Source organism: Cyanobium sp. Alchichica 3B3-8F6, assembly GCF_024346435.1.
In the GTDB taxonomy this organism is placed as follows: Bacteria; Cyanobacteriota; Cyanobacteriia; order PCC-6307; family Cyanobiaceae; genus Cyanobium_A.
Genome location: NZ_JAGQCZ010000007.1, coordinates 105,680 through 122,848, shown reverse-complemented (window position 1 = coordinate 122,848; position 17,169 = coordinate 105,680). Strand labels below are relative to the sequence as shown.

Sequence of the window (17,169 nt, the reverse complement as noted above, 5' to 3'; positions counted from 1 at the left end):
CTAACTAACAGAGGTATTGGTGGCCAGGGCCACGGGGCGGTCCAGGATCGCCGCAGCGGCCAGACGTCCACTCATGGTGGCGCCTTCCATCGAATCGATGTAGTCCTGTTTGGTGTAGCTACCGGCCAAAAAGAAGTTGCTCACCGGTGTGCGTTGATCCGGCCGGTAGGGCTCCATGCCGGGGGCCTCGCGATACAGCGACTGGGCCAGCTTCACCACATTGCTCCACACCAGCGTGAGGCCTGCGGCGGAGGGGAACAGCCGGCGCACCTGGGCATCGGTGGCGGCCACGATCTCCTCGGTTTTCTTGGGGATCCAGGGATCGCCAGGGGTGAGCACGCACTGCAGCAGGGAGCCCAGGCCCTGCTTGCGGTAGTCCTCTGGGCTGGCCAGGGCCAGATCGGCGAAGCAGCTGAAGTCGGCGTCGGCGGTGTAGAGGAGGTTGTTGAGGCCGGCGGGGCGGCTGAGATCGCCGCGGGCGGCCTGCGCGGCGGGGGAATCGCCCAGTTCAGTCACCCAGCCGTCGTAGCGCAGCTGCACGGTGGCCACCGGCACCGCTTCGAGCTGGTAGAGGTTGTCGAACAGGCTGTGGCTGCGCCAGGCCTCTGGGATCATCCGCTGGATGCCGGGCACATCGCAGGCGGCCAGGTAGGCATCGGCCTGCACCTGGATTTCACCCTCAGGGGTGCCCAGGGTGAGTCCGGTGACACGGGTGTCGGCGCTGGGGGTGGCGCCAGCCTCTTCGTAGTGGATCTCGGTGACCCGGTGGCGCAGGTGCAGCCGGCCGCCGCGCTGCTGGATGTAGTCGAAGATCGGGCCGGTGAGCCAGCGGTGGGGCGAACCCTTGAGCAGATTGAGCTTGGAGGCCTCGGTTTTGGATGCAAACATCATGAAGATGGTGAGCATGCAGCGGGCCGAGATCGCCTCGCAATCGATGAAGCCCAGGGCATAGGCGATCGGATTCCACATCCGCTCGATGCTCTGTTGACTGCCGCCATGGCCAACAAACCACTCCTGGAAGCTGATGCGATCCAGCGCGCGGATCGTCTTCATGGCGCCCTCGTAGTCGACCAGGCCGCGCACGATCGGGCTGGTGCCCAGGGCCAGGGCGTTGCGCAGCTTGTCAACCCAGTCGAGCTGGGGTGTGGTGAAGAAGGCCTTCAGGCCGTTGAAGGGAGCGCCGAGGGCGAAGCGGAAATCCAGCTCGCGCAGGTCGCCGCCCGTGTTCACGAACAGGTGGGTGTGATCCTTGGGCAGCAGGTTGTCGATCGCACCCACCTTGCGCAGCAGGGCGAAAAGGTTGGCGTAGTTGAAGAAAAACACATGCAACCCCATCTCGATGTGGTTGCCGCCCTCATCCACCCAGCTGCCCACCTTGCCGCCCATGAAGGGCCGCGCCTCGTAGAGATCCACCTGGTGGCCGGCATCCACCAGATCCACCGCCGCCGACAAGCCGGCCAGTCCTGAACCCACGATGGCGACGCGCACCCTGCTGCTCCTTGAGTGGGAACGACTCTATGGAGCGGGCCAGCCCGGCAGCGACTGGGCGGGCTCCATACGATGGGTGGAACAGGCCCAATCCCCCGATCACCCCGCCCATGATGAGCAGCGAGATCGCCGAAGCCCAGGCCGCCACCGACGCGGTACCCCAGGCCACCTTCACCGCCAGAGACGGCAAGGGCATCCAGATCACCGAGCCGGCCATGAAGCAGCTCGCCGCCCTGATGCAGCAGCAGGGCCCAGACAAGGTGTTGCGGGTGGGCGTGCGCTCGGGAGGCTGCAGCGGCATGAGCTACACGATGGATTTCATCGCTCCGACCGAGATCCGCAGCGACGACGAGCGCTACACCTATGAGCCAGCTGGGGCGCCCAGCTTCGAGGTGGTGTGCGACCCGAAAAGCCTCCTCTACATCTACGGGATGCAGCTGGATTTCTCCAGTGCCCTGATCGGCGGCGGCTTTAATTTCACCAACCCCAACGCCACCCAGACCTGCGGCTGCGGCAGTTCGTTTGCGGTGTAGGCCATGGCCAAGCTCCTCAGCGCAGACCTCCCCGCTGATCGTGGAGCTGGCCGACAAGGTGGCAATCTGAGTCCACGATCAGGCCTGTCGACGCCCCATGACCTCCCCCGAAGCCACCACCCAGGAAGCCCCCTCCCTGTTTGACCAGGCCATGGAGCGCTACCAGCAAGGGACCGCGCCGGCAGAGCTGATCGACAGCTTCCTCACCATCACCGAACAGGCCCCCGGACAGTCGGCTGGCTGGACCTGCCTGGCCTGGCTGCAGCTGCTCGACGACCAGCCCCAGGCAGCCCTGCGCTCCGCCAAGACGGCCGTTCGCCTCAATCCCCAGGACCCGCAGGCCCGCATCAATCTGAGCCTGGCCATGCTCGAGACCGGCGCCAAGGGTGTGCGGGAGCACATCGAAATCGTGCAGCGTGTGATGGCGATGGCGCCGGAGATGGCTGAAGAACTGCAGGAGTCGATTGCCGATGGCCTCCAGCGCAAACCTGGCTGGAAGGCGATGGACAAGGTGAAGGCCTGGCTGGCGGGTTGAAACCGGTTCTGCTGCTCAGCAACGGCCACGGGGAGGACCTCAGCGGCGCCCTGGTGGCTGCCCAGCTGATCCAGCAAGGCATTTCCGTGGCAGCCCTGCCCCTGGTGGGTCATGGCAACCCCTATCGCCAGCTGGGGGTGCCGGTGCTGGGGCGCACCCGCAGCTGCAGCACCGGCGGCCTGGGCTACACCAGCCTGGCCGGACGCCTCAGCGAGCTGATGGAAGGCCAGCTGCTCTACGTGCTGGGCCGGCTGCTGCTGCTGCGCCGCCACCGGCGGCACTACGGGCTGGTGGTGGCCGTGGGCGATGTGCTGGCGGTGCTGGGGGGCTGGCTGTCGGGGCTACCCACCGCCGTGTATCTGGTGGCCTACTCGAGCCACTACGAGGGCCGCCTGCGGCTGTCCTGGCCCTGCGGCTGGCTGCTGGGTCGGCCCAGCATCCGGGCGATCTGGAGCCGCGATTCCCTCACCGCCACCGACCTCGCGCAGCAACTGGCGCGGCCGGTGCACTTTCTGGGCAATCCCTTCCTCGATGTGGTGAACGCGGCCAACCCCCACGGGCAGCAGCAGCAGCCAGAAGCGGTGGCGGCGGGCCTGGAACTGGCGCTGGTGCCGGGCAGCCGCCTGCCGGAAGCAGCCCGCAACCTGGGCCTGATGCTGCAGGTGTTGGCGCTGTTGCCGGACAACTGGATGCAAGTCCAGGGGCTGCGGCTACGGGCCGCCCTGGTGCCCGACCTGGACCGCCGCCGCATCGCCCAACTGGGGCAGACCCTCGGCTGGCGGCTGGAGGGGGAGGATCGCCTGGTGCGCGGCCCGCTGCTGCTGGAGCTGGGCTGGGGGCAGTTCACCGAGATCCTGCGCGGCGCGGCGCTGGTGCTGTGCACCGCCGGCACGGCCGCCGAACAGGCGGTGGGGCTGGGCAAGCCGGTGTTGCAGCTGGCGGGGCGGGGCCCTCAGTTCACGGCGGGCTTTGCCGAAGCCCAGCGCCGGCTGCTGGGCCCCGGCGTGCACTGCGCCCCCGGCCCCAGTGGCCAGGCCCGCACCCTGGCCACCTCGGCCCACCTGGTGCAGATCCTGCTGGATCAGCAGCGCGATCCCCACCACGGCCCCCGATTGCAGCGAGAGCTGGCGGCCATCGGCCTGGAGCGGATCGGCAGGCCGGGCGGCAGTGCCGCGATGGCCTCGGCGATCATGGAGCTTCTGGCGGATCCTGCCGCCCTCACCTCCCCGAATCGGCCATGACGGCGCCCGACTCTTCTCCAGGCCTGCTGCGGCAGCTCAAAGGCGCCATGGACACGGTGCTGGTGGTGGATGTGTTTGTGGTGATCGCCGGGGCCCTCTGGTTTGCCACGGCGGTGGTGTTGCACAGCCAGAAGGTGGAAGCCCCATTGGAGTTGTTTCAGCGGCTATGGGAGCCGCTGTTCACCCCGGCGATCGGGCTGCTGATGGGGGCCGCCCTGCTCAGTGGGGTGCTGGGCTGGTGGCAGCAGCGAGGGCAGCGTTGAGCTGGGGGTATTGGTAGGCAAAGCCCTGGGCCTGTAAACGTTCAGGCAGCACCTGCTGACCCTCGAGCACCACCTGGGCACCGTCACCGAGCAGCAGTTGCAGGAGCGGCCCAGGCACGGGCAACAGGCTGGGCCGGCCCAGGGCCTGCCCCAGGGCAAGGGCGAAGCTGCCCATGGTGGTGGGCTCCGGGCTCACGGCGTTGTAGACCCCGCTGAACGAGACGTCCTCCAGGGCGGTGGCGATCAGGCGGCAGAGGTCGTGGCGGTGAATCCAGCTCATCCACTGGCGACCGGAACCCACCGGTCCGCCGAAGCCCATCCGAAACACCGGCAGCATCTTGCCGAGAGCACCGCCATCGGGGCCGAGCACGATGCCGATGCGCAGCTTCACAACCCGACAACCAGCGGGGGCTTGATCGGCGGCGTCTTCCCAGCGCTGGCAGATTTCGGCCAGAAAGTCGTTGCCGGCCGGGCTGGTTTCCTGGAAGCGGGCCTCCAGGCTGGTGCCGTAGAAGCCCACGGCCGATCCGCTCACCAGCACCGCCGGGGGCGTCTCGAGCCGTGCCATGGACGCCACCAGCAACTCGGTGGTGCGCACGCGGCTCTGTAGCAACACGTCCCGGTGGGCCGGCGTCCAGCGGCGATCGGCGATCGGCTCGCCAGCCAGGTTCACCACGCCGTCGGACTGGGACACGGCCACGTCGAGGCCGTTGTGGGCCCAGCTGGCGTGATCGGCAGGATCGAGATGGAGGCAGGCGAGACGCTTGCCCACCAGGGCCGGGAAGGGCTGGGCCTGTCGGCTCACCAGGGTCACTTCGTGACCGAGCTCGAGCAGAAAGGGAACAAGCTCCCGGCCGACGAACCCCGAGCAACCCAGCAGCAGCAGGCGCATTCTTCCTCTCTCGCGTTCAGGGAGGATAGGCATCGAAGCCTGGCCTGCGCCGCCGGCCTTAGCCTGTGGCCAACTGGACTTCTTGCCATGGCTGATGCCCCCACCGCTCCTCCCAGCCAACCGGCACTGAAGAAAGGCAGCCTGGTGCGGGTCAACAGTGCGGCCTACGCCGGCAGCCTGGAGGCGCGCGCCAGCGATGGCCTGCCGGGCTATGTGATCGAGGGGCCCGGCGAGATCCTGGCAATCAAGGGCGACTACGCACAGATGCGTTGGCGGAGGCCGGTGCCGGATGTGTGGCTGCGGCTGGATCAGCTGGAAGCGTTTCCTATGGCATGAGAACACCTGGCAAGGCGGGAATCAAGCTCTATTGAAGAGCTCGATTAAGCGTTATCGATTCGTGATCGCCAGTATCCTGGCCGTCTAGAGAGATGTGCGAACGCAAAGATGACGATTTCATCCTTGTGGCAACGATAGACAACGGCAAACGGAAAATCCCTGACGAGCAATCGCCGGGTATTTCCCCTGTACTGCGAACCAGTCAGGGGGTAGATAAGAGCACGCAACACCGCTTCTTGAACTGAAGCCAGAAACCGGGAGCCCAATCCAGCTTCCTTACTTTCAAAGTATTCTACTTCCGCAATCAGCTCAAGCTTGGCTGCATCCGCAATCCGAGCGGTTCTCACCGAAGGATCGCACTCGCTTCGGCAAATACATCATCAGCGCTATGGGTTGGCATCAATCCACGATCAACAGCGTCTAGACGGTGCGCAACCTCGTCCTGCCAGGCAGAATCAATTTCATTTGTTGAAGAATGCAAAGATTCCAGCATCACCTCAGCAAGTCTTGCTCTGTCCTCAGGGCAGAGAGTTCGAGCTTGCTCTTCGAGTCGCTTCAGCAGGGGCGTCATGCGTCGATGGCGGAAGTTGATTCACAATTCTAGCCCCGGCAACTTCGGCTGCCTTGGCTAAAGCTGAGGGATCGTCCCATTTAACCGTCCCCACCGCCTCCTCAGACACCAACGCCGTCGTCGGCTCCAACAGCTGCCGGTTGCTGCCGGGGTCAGCAATGGCTGCGGAGAGCCCACCCTCGCCCGGATAGACGGTTGCCGTGAGCAAAGGAGGCTGTAGTCATGTCACCCAACATTGATCATCAAACGGTAGAAGATGGGATCCGGATCACATGCCATAGATCTGCTGGCAGGTGGCTGCAATCTCACGAGCAATGATCGGATTACGCACCGCACCAGCCATCACCAAGTCCACCTCAGCACCAAGCAAATGGTGAAGCGCATCACGCATGCCGAAAAAGGCATGGGCCTTGCGAACAGGCGGCATCGGCTGGAAATCAACCAGGAAGTCGAGATCACTCAGACCCGGTTGATAGTCAGGCCGAAGCACTGAACCAAACACAAAAAGCCGATCAACACCGTGCTGGCGGCAGAGCTCATTCTGCCGAACGCACGCCCTCAACGCCGCAGCTGACGCGAATCGGCCAGCAACTGGCTGCGGCGAGCCTTGGCCTGGCGCAACAGCTCACGGGCATCGCGCAGATAGGAATCCACGTAGCCGAGCGTGTAACGCTCGAGATCAGCGAAAGCATCCTTCACCAGGCTGAGGCAGTGGTAGAGGGCGAGGCTGAAGCTCTCTACCCCTGCTGGACAGGAGCGGGAGCGGTAGAGGGCTTCCACCTTGACCAGGCGCGCCTGGCTGACCTCCAGAAAACGGCAAAACGCCTCCATCAAGGCGTCGTCGTAGGGATCGGCGGCCAAAGACTTGAGTTGGCCCGGGAAGGAGTTGATCACCTGAGCGAGAAACCGATCGCACGGAGCCACCACGAGCTGCAGCCAAGCAAGCAGATCCTGCTCAGTGGCCGTTGCCGTAGGGGGAGCAGCAGACTTGTCTGGCGCCTTGCCCCTTTGACGGGTCGTGGTGGTGCGGCAGGCGTGGTCGTGGCGCCGGCGGCGGTCGGCGTCGCCGAGCACCTCCCAGGCGGCATTGAGGGCCAGGATCGTGCTGTTGTCGCCACCAGCATCGGGGTGGTGCTGCTTCACCAGGGCGCGGTAGGCGGCCTTGATTTCGGCAGCCGTGGCAGCAGGCGACACGCCCAGCACGCGATAGGGATCGGCAGCAGCCAGGGCAATGCCTCGAAAGGCCAACAATAAAAAACCCCAGCTTTCGCCGGGGTTGATCGAGGTGTGTGTTGAGAAGTGGAAGACGAAGGGCCGGAAGTGTGAGGGATCCGGCCCAGTGGTGTTCTGAGGATCAGAACTTGAAGGTGGTCTTCAGCACGACGCCGTAGGTGTCCTCGTTGCGAGGACCGCCTGTAGCGGAAAGGTCTACACCACCGCCATCAATCCAGAAGAAGCCAGGAGTCACGCTGATGTTGTCAGTGACCTGGAACTTGTACCACACCTCAATGCCGAACTTCTCTTGGAGAGTATCAGCAACCGCGCTGTTGTTGATGGTGCCAGCGATATTGGTGGGGGCGTGACCCAAACCGATCCCGAAGGCGTTGCCCTTCATGAAGGCATCATCCCACTGAAGGCCAACCATCCACGACCAGGAGTCGTCGTTGGGGTTGGAACCATTCCACTGGGAGGCACCGAAGCCGGCGCTGATGGAAGGGATCAAACCGGACTCTTCAGGCTGCCAGTAGGCACTGAAGCCGTAGTTGTTAGAACCAACTGCTGAGTAAGTACCGCCCGCGTTTGCGATGTTGGCAGCTTCAATGTAGTTGTAAACAATCGCAGCGCCCCAGTTGTTGGCGGAATAGCCAACCTGAATCGTGGTGGTGCTGCCATCACCGAAACCGCCGCCGTTGGTTGTACCAGCAGTTGTACCAACTCCGTTATTGGTACCAACTTCAGCCGAGGCTTCGTTGGACACGTAGTTGGCACTGAGGCTAAAGCCGTCCTTCTCATACCAGAGGCCAACACCAGCGCCAAGGTTCAGGCTGTAGGCGTTGTTGGCACCGCCGTAGGTGAAGCGATCGAGGATCGAATCAGCCGGATACACGCTCGGCCACATGGCCAGCATGTCGTCTTGGCGCACCTTGCCGCCGAAGGTAGCAGTGAAGTTTTCGCCGATCGGGAACTGATAGAAGAGGCGGTCGATCGAAACCACATCAGGACCAGCTTCCTCCTGGAAAGCCACTTCCATCAGGGTGTTGCCACCGCCGAAGGCGGACTCACCGAAGTTGCCAGCACGCAGGGTGGTGCGCAGCAGATCCTTGCCGGTGAAGCTGGTGTCGAGGATCAGGCGAACGTCATAGTTAAACGACACCTGCTCGGCTTGCTCGGTGACGGTATCTGGATTCACCGCAGCGGATGCACCGCCGACCACGAAGGTGGCGATACCCTTCAGCTTGGTGGTGGTGGAGAACTGGTTGGCTTCCAGTTCGCCCACTTTGGCCTCAAGACCGTCCACGCGGCCCTTGAGGATGGCGAGTTCCTTCTCGAACTCGGCCATCAGCTTCTTGAGCTCGTCGGTCACTTCGGTGACGCGGTCGAGGCAAGCGTTGAGAAGAGCAGCTGCTTCGAAGCGGGTCATGGCCCGGCCACCCTTGTAGGTGCCGTCGGGGTAACCAGCGACGCAGCCGTAGCGCTCGATCAGGTTGGATAGAGCCTGGTAAGCCCAGTCGGTGGGCTTGACGTCAGAGAACTGGGAGATGCTGGTGACTTGCTCCTCGGAGGCGTACTTGTTGACGCCGTCCAGGTTGAGCTCAGCTGCGGTAGCGGCCACGGGGGCCAGCAGACCGAGGGCTGCAGGTGCAACCAGGAGTTGCTTAAAGAGTTTCATGGGTTCCTCACACGAGATGGCGCAATGCGCCGCATACATAATCGCCGGATAACACAGCAGCGGCGTCTGCTCCTGTGCCAGTGCGCACAATGGCCTGTGCCACTGCGCACAATGGCCTGTGCTGCAAAAACGATGCCCCCGACGGGCACAGGGCTCGCCGGGGGCTCTCGCCGGGCTGCATCAGCCGCGAAACCAACTAGAGGGCGTTCTCCGCGATCAGCAGACCCTGGGTGAAACAACTGGAACTCACGGGCACCTCCTCCTCTGGGGATTGGGGCCAGCCGGCGATGCCTTCGGCACCACCTGAGCCCAAGGGCCAGGACGGCGCCACACCACTGCTGACAGAACTCTGTAAATGTAGCCAAGAAAAAAGCGCCCCCGTGGGAGCGCTTCTTGGTCGGCAAAAACCGTTGAACCCTTGAATCAAAGAGCGTTGCCGCGGGGCAGAACCTCTTCAGGGAAGACGAAGTTTTCGTGCGGCTGGTCAGCCGGTGCCATCCAGGCACGCAGACCTTCATTCAGAAGAATGTTCTTCGTGTAGAAGGTTTCAAATTCGGGGTCCTCAGCGGCGCGGATTTCCTGCGACACGAAGTCGTAGGCGCGCAGGTTGAGAGCCAGGCCGATGATGCCGATGCTGCTGGTCCACAGACCCATCACCGGCACGAACAGCATGAAGAAGTGCAGCCAGCGCTTGTTGGAGAAGGCGATCCCGAAGATCTGACTCCAGAAGCGGTTGGCGGTGACCATCGAGTAGGTCTCCTCTTCCTGGGTGGGCTCGAACGCCTTGAAGGTGTTCGACTGATCGGAATCTTCGAACAGGGTGTTCTCCACCGTGGCGCCGTGGATGGCGCACAGCAGAGCACCGCCGAGGATGCCGGCCACGCCCATCATGTGGAACGGGTTCAGCGTCCAGTTGTGGAAGCCCTGCAGGAACAGCAGGAAGCGGAAGATCGCCGCCACCCCGAAGGACGGAGCGAAGAACCAGCTGCTCTGACCGAGCGGGTACATCAGGAAGACACTGACGAACACCGCAATCGGGCCGGAGAAGGCGATGGCGTTGTAGGGGCGGATGCCCACCAGACGGGCGATCTCGAACTGACGCAGCATGAAGCCGATCAGGGCGAAGGCGCCGTGCAGGGCCACGAAGGGCCAAAGACCACCGAGCTGGCACCAGCGCACGAAGTCGCCCTGGGCCTCAGGGCCCCAGAGCAGCAGCAGGCTGTGACCCATGGCGTCAGCGGGGGTGCTGACGGCGGCGGTGAGGAAGTTGCAGCCCTCCAGATAGGAGCTGGCAATGCCGTGGGTGTACCAGGAGGTGACAAAGGTGGTGCCGGTCAGCCAGCCACCCAGTGCCAGATAGGCGGTGGGGAACAGGAGCAGACCCGACCAACCCACAAATACGAAGCGGTCGCGCTTGAGCCAGTCATCGAGGATGTCGAACCATCCCCGCTGCGGCGCGCGACCTAAAGCGATCGTCATGAGAGCGGCTTCATGAAGCGTTACATCAGGACTCTACGGGTCGCGGCCCTCGAAACGCGCATGCCCGACCGAAGCTGAGCACTTCTACTTAGCGCTCCAGCGCCCGGCGACGCGCGAACGCCAAGCGAGTCCCGATTCGCCACAGTGGGGCGAGTCCATTCCGGTTTCATGTACGTCGTCGAGCTCTCCCTCAAGCTCAGCCCCATGCCCGTTGCCGTGCAGCGCAAAGAGCTGGCCGACGCCCAGGCCCTCTATGACCAAGTGCGCCAGGCACTGGATGGCACTGGACCGCGGCTACTCGAGTTGACCTGCGAGAAGGAGGAGGAGAAGCGGATCAGCCTGCTGACCAGTGAAGTGGTGGCGGTGCAGCTGTATGAAAAGTCGGCGATGGGCAGCGGCGGCAAGCGCCCCGGCTTCAGCTTCGAGGGCTGAACCCCCGCCGAGCGATTTGGAGCCACTCCCGCCATGACTCCTCCCCTGACGGTGGAGCGGCTCAGCTTCGCCTGGCCCAACGGTCGCCCGGCGCTGCGCCATTGCACGTTGCAGATCCCGCGGCCGGGGCTGTGGATGCTGGTGGGCAGCAACGGCAGCGGCAAAAGCACCCTGCTGCGCCTGATCGCAGGGCTGCTGGAGCCCCGCAGCGGCCGCATCCACGCCCCCGGCAAGGCCGCCCTGGTGTTCCAGAACCCCGATCACCAGTTGCTGCTGCCGAGCTGCGCCAGCGATCTGCAATTGGGCCTACCGGCCGACCTCAGCGACGCGCAACGGCACCAAAGGGTGGAACAGGCCCTTGACCAGGTCAGCCTCCATGGGTTTGCAGAGCGACCAATCCACACCCTCAGCGGCGGCCAGAAACAACGCCTAGCCATCGCCGGCGCCCTGGCCAGCTCCGCCGACCTGGTGCTGCTTGATGAGCCCACCGCCCTGCTCGATCCCGACAGCCAGCACGAGGTGTTGCAGCTGCTCTGGCAGCTCACCCACCGCGCCGACGCCCCACTCACGGCCCTGTGGATCACCCATCGGCTCGAGGAGCTGCAGCGTTGTGACGGCGCCGCGCTGATGGAGCACGGGGCCGTCGGGCGCTGGCAGGACGGCCCCGTGCTGGCCCAGCAGCTGGACCCCTTGCAGGCCGGCAGGCCTGAGGGGTAAGTTCTTCGAACCGGTTTCGACCGGCGCATTCCTCGGTAGCTCAGCGGTAGAGCGATCGACTGTTAATCGATTGGTCGCAGGTTCGAATCCCGCCCGGGGAGCTTTTTTAATCAACCGCAACCCACAGGTTGCGGTTTTTTTATGGCCGGTAGAGCGCCAGGGGCTGGGCAACTGACCCCAGCGCCCACCTGCTACAACAAAGAACTACGAAGAAATCCTTAAGATCCACCGGCTTGACTCGTCCCCCGGGACGCGGCAAACCCTGGCCAGTCGCGCCCTGAAGGCTCTTCGCCATGGGCCCTCGCCCACGCCAGGGTCCAATCCACGGCGCTCCACACGCAACGGGCCCTCGCCCAGGCAGCAAAACCGTAGAAAATGCCTGCAACTTCGCTGCAGCGGTAGCGATTGATTCACTCCCCGCCGCTCCCCGCCTGATCCCATGAAGCCCTGCATCCTGCTGATCGAAGACGACAGCGATATGCGCGAGCTGGTGGCAGGCCACCTCGAACATGGCGGCTTCGACGTGCAGCGGGCTGATGACGGCATCAAGGGGCAGGCCCTGGCCCTGCAGTACAGCCCCGATCTGATCCTGCTGGATCTGATGCTGCCGAAGGTGGACGGGCTCACCCTCTGCCAGCGGCTGCGGCGGGATGAGCGCACCGCCAAGATTCCAATCCTGATGCTCACCGCCCTAGGCAGCATCAAAGACAAGGTGAGCGGCTTCAACTCCGGTGCTGACGACTATCTCGCCAAACCGTTTGACCTCGAAGAGCTGATGGTGCGGGTCAAGGCGCTGCTGCGCCGCAGCGACCATGCCCCCCTCTCCGCCAAGCACAACGAAATCCTCAGCTACGGCTGTCTCACCCTGGTGCCGGAGCGGTTTGAAGCCATCTGGTTTGATGTGGCGGTGCGGCTCACCCACCTGGAATTCGAGCTGCTGCACTGCCTGCTGCAGCGCCACGGCCAAACCGTTGCACCCTCGCTGATCCTCAAGGAGGTGTGGGGCTACGAACCCGACGACGACATCGAGACGATCCGGGTGCATGTGCGCCACCTGCGCACCAAGCTCGAACCCGATCCGCGCAAGCCCCGCTTCATCAAGACGGTGTACGGCGCCGGCTACTGCCTGGAACTGCCCAGCGACGACCAACTGACCGACCTTGTGCCCCTGATCCACCAGGCCCGCCAGGCCCAGGCCAGTTGAACTGAGCCCGCCAAGAACTCAAAGGCCGGCCAGCTCGAGCAGGGCCACTTCCCAGGCAAGCCGGGGCTGCACGTAAGCCCGCAGCTGGCTACGCAGGCGCTCGAGGCGCTGCAGCTGGGCCACCGGGGCCTGGCGGCGCCAGAGGGCCAACTGCCACCAGTTGAGCAACCACAGCTGCTGCTCCCCATCCAGGGCCTCGGCCAGATCCCGGGCCAGCGCCAGGGCCTGCACAGAATCCGCGGCCTTGGCCAAATCCAGGAGCCGCTCAACCAAACCCTCCGGCAGGGCGGCCCAGCTCTGGCGGCAGCGCAGCAACGCCCCCGGCGAGCCCGCCGCCAGCTCCAGCAGCTCCGGCGGATCGTGACTGGGGGCCGGCTGACCACACCGCTCCAGCACCGCCGCCAGCTGCTCGGAGCTGAGCCGGGCGAAGGGGATCTGCTGGCAGCGGGAGCGGATCGTACTGAGCAGCTGATCCGGAGCCGCCGCGATCAGCAGGACCAAGCCATCGCCGGGCTCCTCGAGGGTTTTGAGCAGGGCATTGGCCGCCCCTTCCGCCATCGCCTCAGCCCCCTCCAGCACCACCAGACACCCCTTGGCCTCCACGGCCCGGCGGGAGAGAAACCGCGAGACCTCGCGGATCTGGTCGAGCCGCAGCTGGGGTGCCGCCCGCCGCGCCAGCCCCAGCTCCTCGGCCTTGGAGGCGGGCACCAACTGGCCCTTGTCCTGATAGGTGGGCTCGACCCAGAGCAGGTCGGGATGGTTGCCCTCCTGCAGCCGCCGCCGGATGCCGGCATCGCCCATCGGCCCCGCCAACACTCCCTCGAGAAAGCGCAACGCCGCCAGCCGGCGGCCCACGCCATCCGGGCCGGCAAACAGATAGGCCGGCGCCAGGCGCCCTTGGGCCAGGGAGGCCTCCAGCAGGGCCACGGCGCGCGGCTGACCCAGCAGATCCTCAAACAGAGCCGTCACGAAACCGAGCCAGCCGCCAGGCCGGCCAATTGGCTGCGGCAGGACGCCGCCACCTGCTCCGGCAACTGGGTGGCATCAACGCGCCGCCAACCACGCTCGCGGGCCAGGGCCGCAAAGCCATCCGCCACCCGCTGCAGAAAGGCCTCCCCACTGGCCTCAATGCGGTCGGCGGAGCGGGCGCCCCGGCGGCGCAGCGATTCGGCCAGGGGCAACTCCAGCCACAGGGTGAGATCCGGCTCCAGACCGCCGGTGGCCAACTGCTCCAACTGGGCGATGGTGGGCAGGTCGAGGCCGCGGCCATAGCCCTGGTAGGCGGCCGTGGAGCCGCTGAAGCGATCGCTCAGCACCCAGTGACCCGCCGCCAGGGCCGGGCGGATCACCTGCTCCAGATGCTGGGCCCGGTCGGCGGCATAGAGCAGCAGCTCCGCCATCGGCTCCGGCGCCGCCTCCCCGGGCGGATGCAACAGCAGCTGCCGCAGGGCGGAGCCCAGGGCTGTACCCCCCGGCTCCCGGGTGACGATCAGCTGGGCACCCGGCGCCAGCAGGCCACTGCTGGGCAACCAGGTGCGCAGGGCTTCCAACTGGGTGGTTTTGCCGCAGCCGTCGATGCCCTCAAGCACCACGAACCGACCGCGGGGAGCCACTGCCGGTTCTGCCACCTGGAGATCAACGGGAATCAGAGAACCCATCCTGCAGCAGCAGGGCGTTGACCACCACCGTGATCGAGCTCAAGGCCATCAGCAGGGCCGCCAAGGGCGGGGTGAGCAGCACCCCGAATCCGGGCAGCAGCACGCCGGCGGCCAGCGGCAACACGATCAGGTTGTAGCCGAAGGCCCAGGCGAGGTTTTGACGCACTTTGGCCATGGCGCGCCGGGCCAACAGCAAGGCCCGCACAATGCCCTCCAGGCGATCGCCCATCACCACCAGATCCGCCGTGTCCTGGGCGATCTGAGTGCCGGTGCCCACGGCGATGCCCAGATCCGCCGCCGCCAGGGCCGGGGCGTCGTTGATGCCATCGCCCACCATCGCCAGGGCGCCGCGGGCCGGGTGCTGCAGGATCCGCTCCAGCTTCTGCTCGGGCCGCAGCTCCCAGGCCAGCTCCGCCGGCGCCAACCCCAGCCGGGCTCCGAGCTGCTGCACCGGCTCCCGCCGGTCGCCACTCAACAGACCCAGCTGCAGCCCAAGGCCCCGCAAGGCCTCCAGCACCGAAGCGGCATCGGGGCGGGGCTGGTCGTCCACCGCCACCAACCCCAGCAGGCCCTGCTGATCGGCCACCGCCAGCACGCTGGCGCCGTGGCACTCCAGCAGCGCCTGCCTGGCCAGCAACTCCGGCGTGGGGCAGGGATCCACCCAGGCCAACCGTCCCACCCGCAAGCTGTGGTCGGCGATGCAGCCGCTGACGCCCTGGCCAGCCACGCTGTGGCCCTCCACCACCTCCAGCAGCTCCAGACCGCGCCGCTGGGCCTCCTGCAGCAAGGCAAAACCAAAGGGATGGCGGCTGCCCGCCTCCAGGCTGGCGGCCAGCTGCACCAAGCGATCGGGAGGCAGATCCCCCAGGGGTTCCACCGCCGCCACCAAGGGCCGCCCCAGGGTGAGGGTGCCGGTTTTATCAAACAGCAGGGCTTCGATTCCGGCCGCGGTTTCAATCGCATCGCCGCCTCGAAACAGAAGGCCGGCGCGGGCGGCGCGACCGGTGGCCACCGTGATCGCCACGGGAGTGGCCAGCCCGAGGGCACAGGGGCAGGCCACCACCAGCACGGCAATCGCCAGCTGCAGGGCTAGGGCAAACGGGGTGTCGGCACCAGCCCCCAGCACCCCATGGCTGCCATGGTGCCCACCCATCACGCCAGACGCGTGAGCTGGGCTGAGCACCTGGGGCCACAGCTGGGTGCCCAGCAGCCACCAGAACAGCAAGGTGGCGACGGCCAGGGCCAGCACCACCAGGGTGAAGCGGCCCGCCACCCGGTCGACCAACCCCTGGATCGGCGCCTTGCGGGCCTGGGCCCGCTCCACCAGGTGGATGATCCGGGCGATGGCGCTGTCGGCCCCGCGGCGGCGCACCTCCAGCACCAGCGGGGCCTCCAGATTGAGGCTGCCCGCGGCCAGCTCGCTGCCCGCTACAGCCTGCAGCGGCAGCGGTTCGCCGGTGAGGCCCGACACATCCACCGCCGAGGCTCCCTCCAGCACCACACCGTCCACCGGCACGCGATCGCCGGGCAGCAGCTGAACGCGATCACCGGGACGCAGGCCGCCCACCCGCACCGGCCGGGGCGGCCCCTCGCCCAACAGCAGCAAGGCGGTGTCGGGTTGCAGCTCGGCCAGCTCTTCGAGGGCGCGGCCCGTGCGGAAGCGGGCCCGTTCCTCCAGGAAGCGACCCAGCAGCACGAAGCCCAGCAGCATCACGGGCTCGTTGAAGAAGCAGGGCCAACCTCCTTGGGGCCAGAGAAAAGCCACCAGGCTGGCCAGATAGGCGCTCAGCACCCCCAGCCCCACCAGGGTGTCCATGCTGGGCAGCCCCGCCAAGGCCGCCTGGACGCCCCGCACCAGGATCGAGCGCCCCGGCCCGGCCAAGGCCAACGTGGCCACCAGGGCATGAATCCACAGGGCATCCAACCCGGTGCCGGGCAGATGGCCCAACCCCGAAACCAGCAGCAGCACCAGGGCTACCACCAGCTGGCGCCAGTGCTGCCACCAGGTTTGGGTCTGCAGCCGCTCCCGCCGCGACGACAACGCGCCATCGCTGGGGCGCAGCCGGGCCTCAAACCCCAGACCCGCCAGGGCCGCTAGCAAAGCGGCCTGGTCGGCCTCGGCGGAGGCGAGGTCAACCCAGGCCGTACGGGTGAGCAGGTTGACGCTGGCCTGGCGCACGCCGGGCTGATCGAGCAGCCGTTGTTCGACGGCCCGCACGCAGCCACCGCACTTCATGCCCTCTATTTCCAGCAGGAGGGGCTCCAGCGGGAGAGGTTCCAGCGGGAGAGGCTCCTGGAGCGGGGACAAGGCCTGAAGGGGTTAACGATCGGCTCACGTTAGGCAGATCCGCCAGGATGGGATCCACGCCGCTCACCGACGTCACCGTGCCCCGCAGCCAACGCAACGACAACTTCATCGACAAGAGCTTCACGGTGATGGCTGACCTGATCCTCAAGGTGCTGCCCACCAACCGGCGCGCCAAGGAGGCCTTCGCCTACTACCGCGATGGCATGAGCGCCCAGGCTGACGGCGAATACGCCGAGGCGCTGGAGAACTACGAGGAAGCCCTCAAACTCGAGGACGACCCCAACGACAAAGCCTTCATCCTCTACAACATGGCCCTGGTATTCGCCAGCAACGGCGAGCACGCCAAGGCCCTCGACTTCTACAGCCAGGCCCTGGATCTCAACAGCAAGATGCCCCAGGCCCTCAACAACATGGCGGTGATCCACCACCACCTGGGCTCGATCGCCGAGGAGCGCGGCGACGCCGATGAGGCCGACCGCTGCTTCGACCAGGCCGCCGACTTCTGGGGCAAGGCAATTCGCCTGGCCCCCAACAACTACATCGAAGCCCAGAACTGGCTCAAGACCAGCGGCCGCGGCAGCGTCGACGTGTATTTCTGAGACGCAAACCTGTATTCCCGAGG

20 protein-coding genes and 1 tRNA gene are annotated in these 17,169 nt (G+C 65.8%); 10 read left to right on the top strand and 11 right to left on the bottom strand.

Translation table 11 applies throughout. The annotated features are described in order from the left end of the window. Positions 1-1,488, bottom strand: a complete 1,488-nt coding sequence (gene zds / locus KBY65_RS07720) for a 9,9'-di-cis-zeta-carotene desaturase (protein ID WP_094561526.1) — start codon at positions 1,486-1,488, stop codon at positions 1-3. 113 nt (positions 1,489-1,601) lie between these two features. Between zds and KBY65_RS07715 the strand changes: the two genes are divergently transcribed. From KBY65_RS07715 to KBY65_RS07700, 4 genes are all read left to right on the top strand, one after another. After that, complete coding sequence (locus KBY65_RS07715; RefSeq protein ID WP_094561542.1) at positions 1,602-2,021, top strand: HesB/IscA family protein; 420 nt, start codon at positions 1,602-1,604, stop codon at positions 2,019-2,021. Between the two features lie 97 nt (positions 2,022-2,118). Next, positions 2,119-2,556 (top strand): tetratricopeptide repeat protein, encoded by a 438-nt coding sequence (locus KBY65_RS07710; RefSeq protein WP_094561527.1) that lies wholly within the window; start codon positions 2,119-2,121, stop codon positions 2,554-2,556. Next, a complete protein-coding gene (locus KBY65_RS07705) occupies positions 2,553-3,797 on the top strand; it encodes a lipid-A-disaccharide synthase-related protein (RefSeq protein WP_094561528.1) in 1,245 nt (414 codons plus the stop codon). The genes KBY65_RS07710 and KBY65_RS07705 overlap by 4 nt, the downstream gene beginning before the upstream one ends. After that, positions 3,794-4,060 carry a hypothetical protein gene (locus tag KBY65_RS07700; RefSeq protein ID WP_094561529.1) on the top strand — a complete coding sequence of 89 codons (267 nt, stop codon included), beginning with the start codon at positions 3,794-3,796 and terminating at the stop codon, positions 4,058-4,060. Before KBY65_RS07705 ends, KBY65_RS07700 begins: the two co-directional genes overlap by 4 nt. Here the strand turns inward: KBY65_RS07700 and KBY65_RS07695 are convergent. After that, positions 4,017-4,952, bottom strand: coding sequence for a TIGR01777 family oxidoreductase (locus tag KBY65_RS07695; protein ID WP_094561530.1), 936 nt, complete (start codon positions 4,950-4,952; stop codon positions 4,017-4,019). The two genes, KBY65_RS07700 and KBY65_RS07695, sit on opposite strands and share 44 nt — an antisense overlap. An 87-nt stretch (positions 4,953-5,039) precedes the next feature. On the opposite strand from KBY65_RS07695, the gene ndhO reads away from it, so the two are divergent. Continuing rightward, on the top strand, positions 5,040-5,288 hold the full coding sequence (gene ndhO, locus KBY65_RS07690) for an NAD(P)H-quinone oxidoreductase subunit O (protein ID WP_255001086.1): 249 nt from the start codon (positions 5,040-5,042) through the stop codon (positions 5,286-5,288). Positions 5,289-5,631: 343 nt separating this feature from the next. Here ndhO and KBY65_RS07685 read toward each other — a convergent pair whose 3' ends face one another. The 6 genes from KBY65_RS07685 to psbD all read right to left on the bottom strand — a co-directional run bounded on the left by KBY65_RS07685 (position 5,632) and on the right by psbD (position 10,228). After that, on the bottom strand, positions 5,632-5,859 hold the full coding sequence (locus KBY65_RS07685) for an addiction module protein (RefSeq protein WP_094561533.1): 228 nt from the start codon (positions 5,857-5,859) through the stop codon (positions 5,632-5,634). 268 nt (positions 5,860-6,127) lie between these two features. Next, on the bottom strand, positions 6,128-6,421 hold the full coding sequence (locus KBY65_RS07680) for a nucleotidyltransferase family protein (RefSeq protein WP_255001085.1): 294 nt from the start codon (positions 6,419-6,421) through the stop codon (positions 6,128-6,130). Continuing rightward, positions 6,418-7,107 carry a DnaJ domain-containing protein gene (locus KBY65_RS07675; protein WP_255001084.1) on the bottom strand — a complete coding sequence of 230 codons (690 nt, stop codon included), beginning with the start codon at positions 7,105-7,107 and terminating at the stop codon, positions 6,418-6,420. The genes KBY65_RS07680 and KBY65_RS07675 overlap by 4 nt, the downstream gene beginning before the upstream one ends. A 106-nt stretch (positions 7,108-7,213) precedes the next feature. Next, positions 7,214-8,749, bottom strand: coding sequence for an iron uptake porin (locus tag KBY65_RS07670; RefSeq protein ID WP_255001083.1), 1,536 nt, complete (start codon positions 8,747-8,749; stop codon positions 7,214-7,216). A 196-nt stretch (positions 8,750-8,945) separates the two neighbouring features. Continuing rightward, on the bottom strand, positions 8,946-9,080 hold the full coding sequence (locus KBY65_RS07665) for a hypothetical protein (protein WP_255001082.1): 135 nt from the start codon (positions 9,078-9,080) through the stop codon (positions 8,946-8,948). 92 nt (positions 9,081-9,172) lie between these two features. Then, positions 9,173-10,228 (bottom strand): photosystem II D2 protein (photosystem q(a) protein), encoded by a 1,056-nt coding sequence (psbD, locus tag KBY65_RS07660; RefSeq protein ID WP_254960822.1) that lies wholly within the window; start codon positions 10,226-10,228, stop codon positions 9,173-9,175. A 168-nt stretch (positions 10,229-10,396) separates the two neighbouring features. On the opposite strand from psbD, the gene KBY65_RS07655 reads away from it, so the two are divergent. The 4 genes from KBY65_RS07655 (at position 10,397) to KBY65_RS07640 (ending at position 12,581) form a co-directional block, all read left to right on the top strand. Next, a complete protein-coding gene (locus KBY65_RS07655) occupies positions 10,397-10,660 on the top strand; it encodes a hypothetical protein (RefSeq protein WP_094560692.1) in 264 nt (87 codons plus the stop codon). A 33-nt stretch (positions 10,661-10,693) separates the two neighbouring features. Beyond that, positions 10,694-11,377 (top strand): ABC transporter ATP-binding protein, encoded by a 684-nt coding sequence (locus KBY65_RS07650; RefSeq protein WP_094560694.1) that lies wholly within the window; start codon positions 10,694-10,696, stop codon positions 11,375-11,377. Between the two features lie 29 nt (positions 11,378-11,406). After that, positions 11,407-11,478, top strand: a tRNA-Asn gene (locus KBY65_RS07645). Positions 11,479-11,816: 338 nt separating this feature from the next. Further along, complete coding sequence (locus KBY65_RS07640) at positions 11,817-12,581, top strand: response regulator transcription factor (RefSeq protein ID WP_094560696.1); 765 nt, start codon at positions 11,817-11,819, stop codon at positions 12,579-12,581. Positions 12,582-12,599: 18 nt separating this feature from the next. Here KBY65_RS07640 and KBY65_RS07635 read toward each other — a convergent pair whose 3' ends face one another. The 3 genes from KBY65_RS07635 to KBY65_RS07625 are packed head-to-tail and all read right to left on the bottom strand — an operon-like array spanning position 12,600 to position 16,547. Beyond that, positions 12,600-13,550 (bottom strand): DNA polymerase III subunit delta', encoded by a 951-nt coding sequence (locus KBY65_RS07635; RefSeq protein ID WP_255001080.1) that lies wholly within the window; start codon positions 13,548-13,550, stop codon positions 12,600-12,602. After that, positions 13,547-14,239, bottom strand: coding sequence for a dTMP kinase (gene tmk, locus KBY65_RS07630; protein WP_254988147.1), 693 nt, complete (start codon positions 14,237-14,239; stop codon positions 13,547-13,549). Before tmk ends, KBY65_RS07635 begins: the two co-directional genes overlap by 4 nt. Beyond that, entirely contained in the window at positions 14,217-16,547 is a 2,331-nt protein-coding gene (locus KBY65_RS07625) for a heavy metal translocating P-type ATPase (protein WP_409996634.1), read from the bottom strand. The genes tmk and KBY65_RS07625 overlap by 23 nt, the downstream gene beginning before the upstream one ends. 77 nt (positions 16,548-16,624) lie before the next feature. Between KBY65_RS07625 and KBY65_RS07620 the strand changes: the two genes are divergently transcribed. After that, the gene (locus KBY65_RS07620; protein WP_094560902.1) at positions 16,625-17,146 is read left to right on the top strand and encodes a photosystem I assembly protein Ycf3; all 522 of its coding nucleotides are present in this window, start codon (positions 16,625-16,627) and stop codon (positions 17,144-17,146) included. Positions 17,147-17,169: the final 23 nt, after the last annotated feature.

What these genes read in the sequence shown, in the direction of transcription:
- KBY65_RS07715 (WP_094561542.1), top strand. Translation starts at nt 1,602, where the DNA reads ATGAGCAGCGAGATCGCCGAAGCCCAGGCCGCCACCGACGCGGTACCC.
- KBY65_RS07710 (WP_094561527.1), top strand. Translation starts at nt 2,119, where the DNA reads ATGACCTCCCCCGAAGCCACCACCCAGGAAGCCCCCTCCCTGTTTGAC.
- KBY65_RS07700 (WP_094561529.1), top strand. Translation starts at nt 3,794, where the DNA reads ATGACGGCGCCCGACTCTTCTCCAGGCCTGCTGCGGCAGCTCAAAGGC.
- KBY65_RS07695 (WP_094561530.1), bottom strand. Translation starts at nt 4,952, where the DNA reads ATGCGCCTGCTGCTGCTGGGTTGCTCGGGGTTCGTCGGCCGGGAGCTT.
- ndhO (WP_255001086.1), top strand. Translation starts at nt 5,040, where the DNA reads ATGGCTGATGCCCCCACCGCTCCTCCCAGCCAACCGGCACTGAAGAAA.
- KBY65_RS07685 (WP_094561533.1), bottom strand. Translation starts at nt 5,859, where the DNA reads ATGACGCCCCTGCTGAAGCGACTCGAAGAGCAAGCTCGAACTCTCTGC.
- KBY65_RS07670 (WP_255001083.1), bottom strand. Translation starts at nt 8,749, where the DNA reads ATGAAACTCTTTAAGCAACTCCTGGTTGCACCTGCAGCCCTCGGTCTG.
- psbD (WP_254960822.1), bottom strand. Translation starts at nt 10,228, where the DNA reads ATGACGATCGCTTTAGGTCGCGCGCCGCAGCGGGGATGGTTCGACATC.
- KBY65_RS07655 (WP_094560692.1), top strand. Translation starts at nt 10,397, where the DNA reads ATGTACGTCGTCGAGCTCTCCCTCAAGCTCAGCCCCATGCCCGTTGCC.
- KBY65_RS07650 (WP_094560694.1), top strand. Translation starts at nt 10,694, where the DNA reads ATGACTCCTCCCCTGACGGTGGAGCGGCTCAGCTTCGCCTGGCCCAAC.
- KBY65_RS07640 (WP_094560696.1), top strand. Translation starts at nt 11,817, where the DNA reads ATGAAGCCCTGCATCCTGCTGATCGAAGACGACAGCGATATGCGCGAG.
- tmk (WP_254988147.1), bottom strand. Translation starts at nt 14,239, where the DNA reads ATGGGTTCTCTGATTCCCGTTGATCTCCAGGTGGCAGAACCGGCAGTG.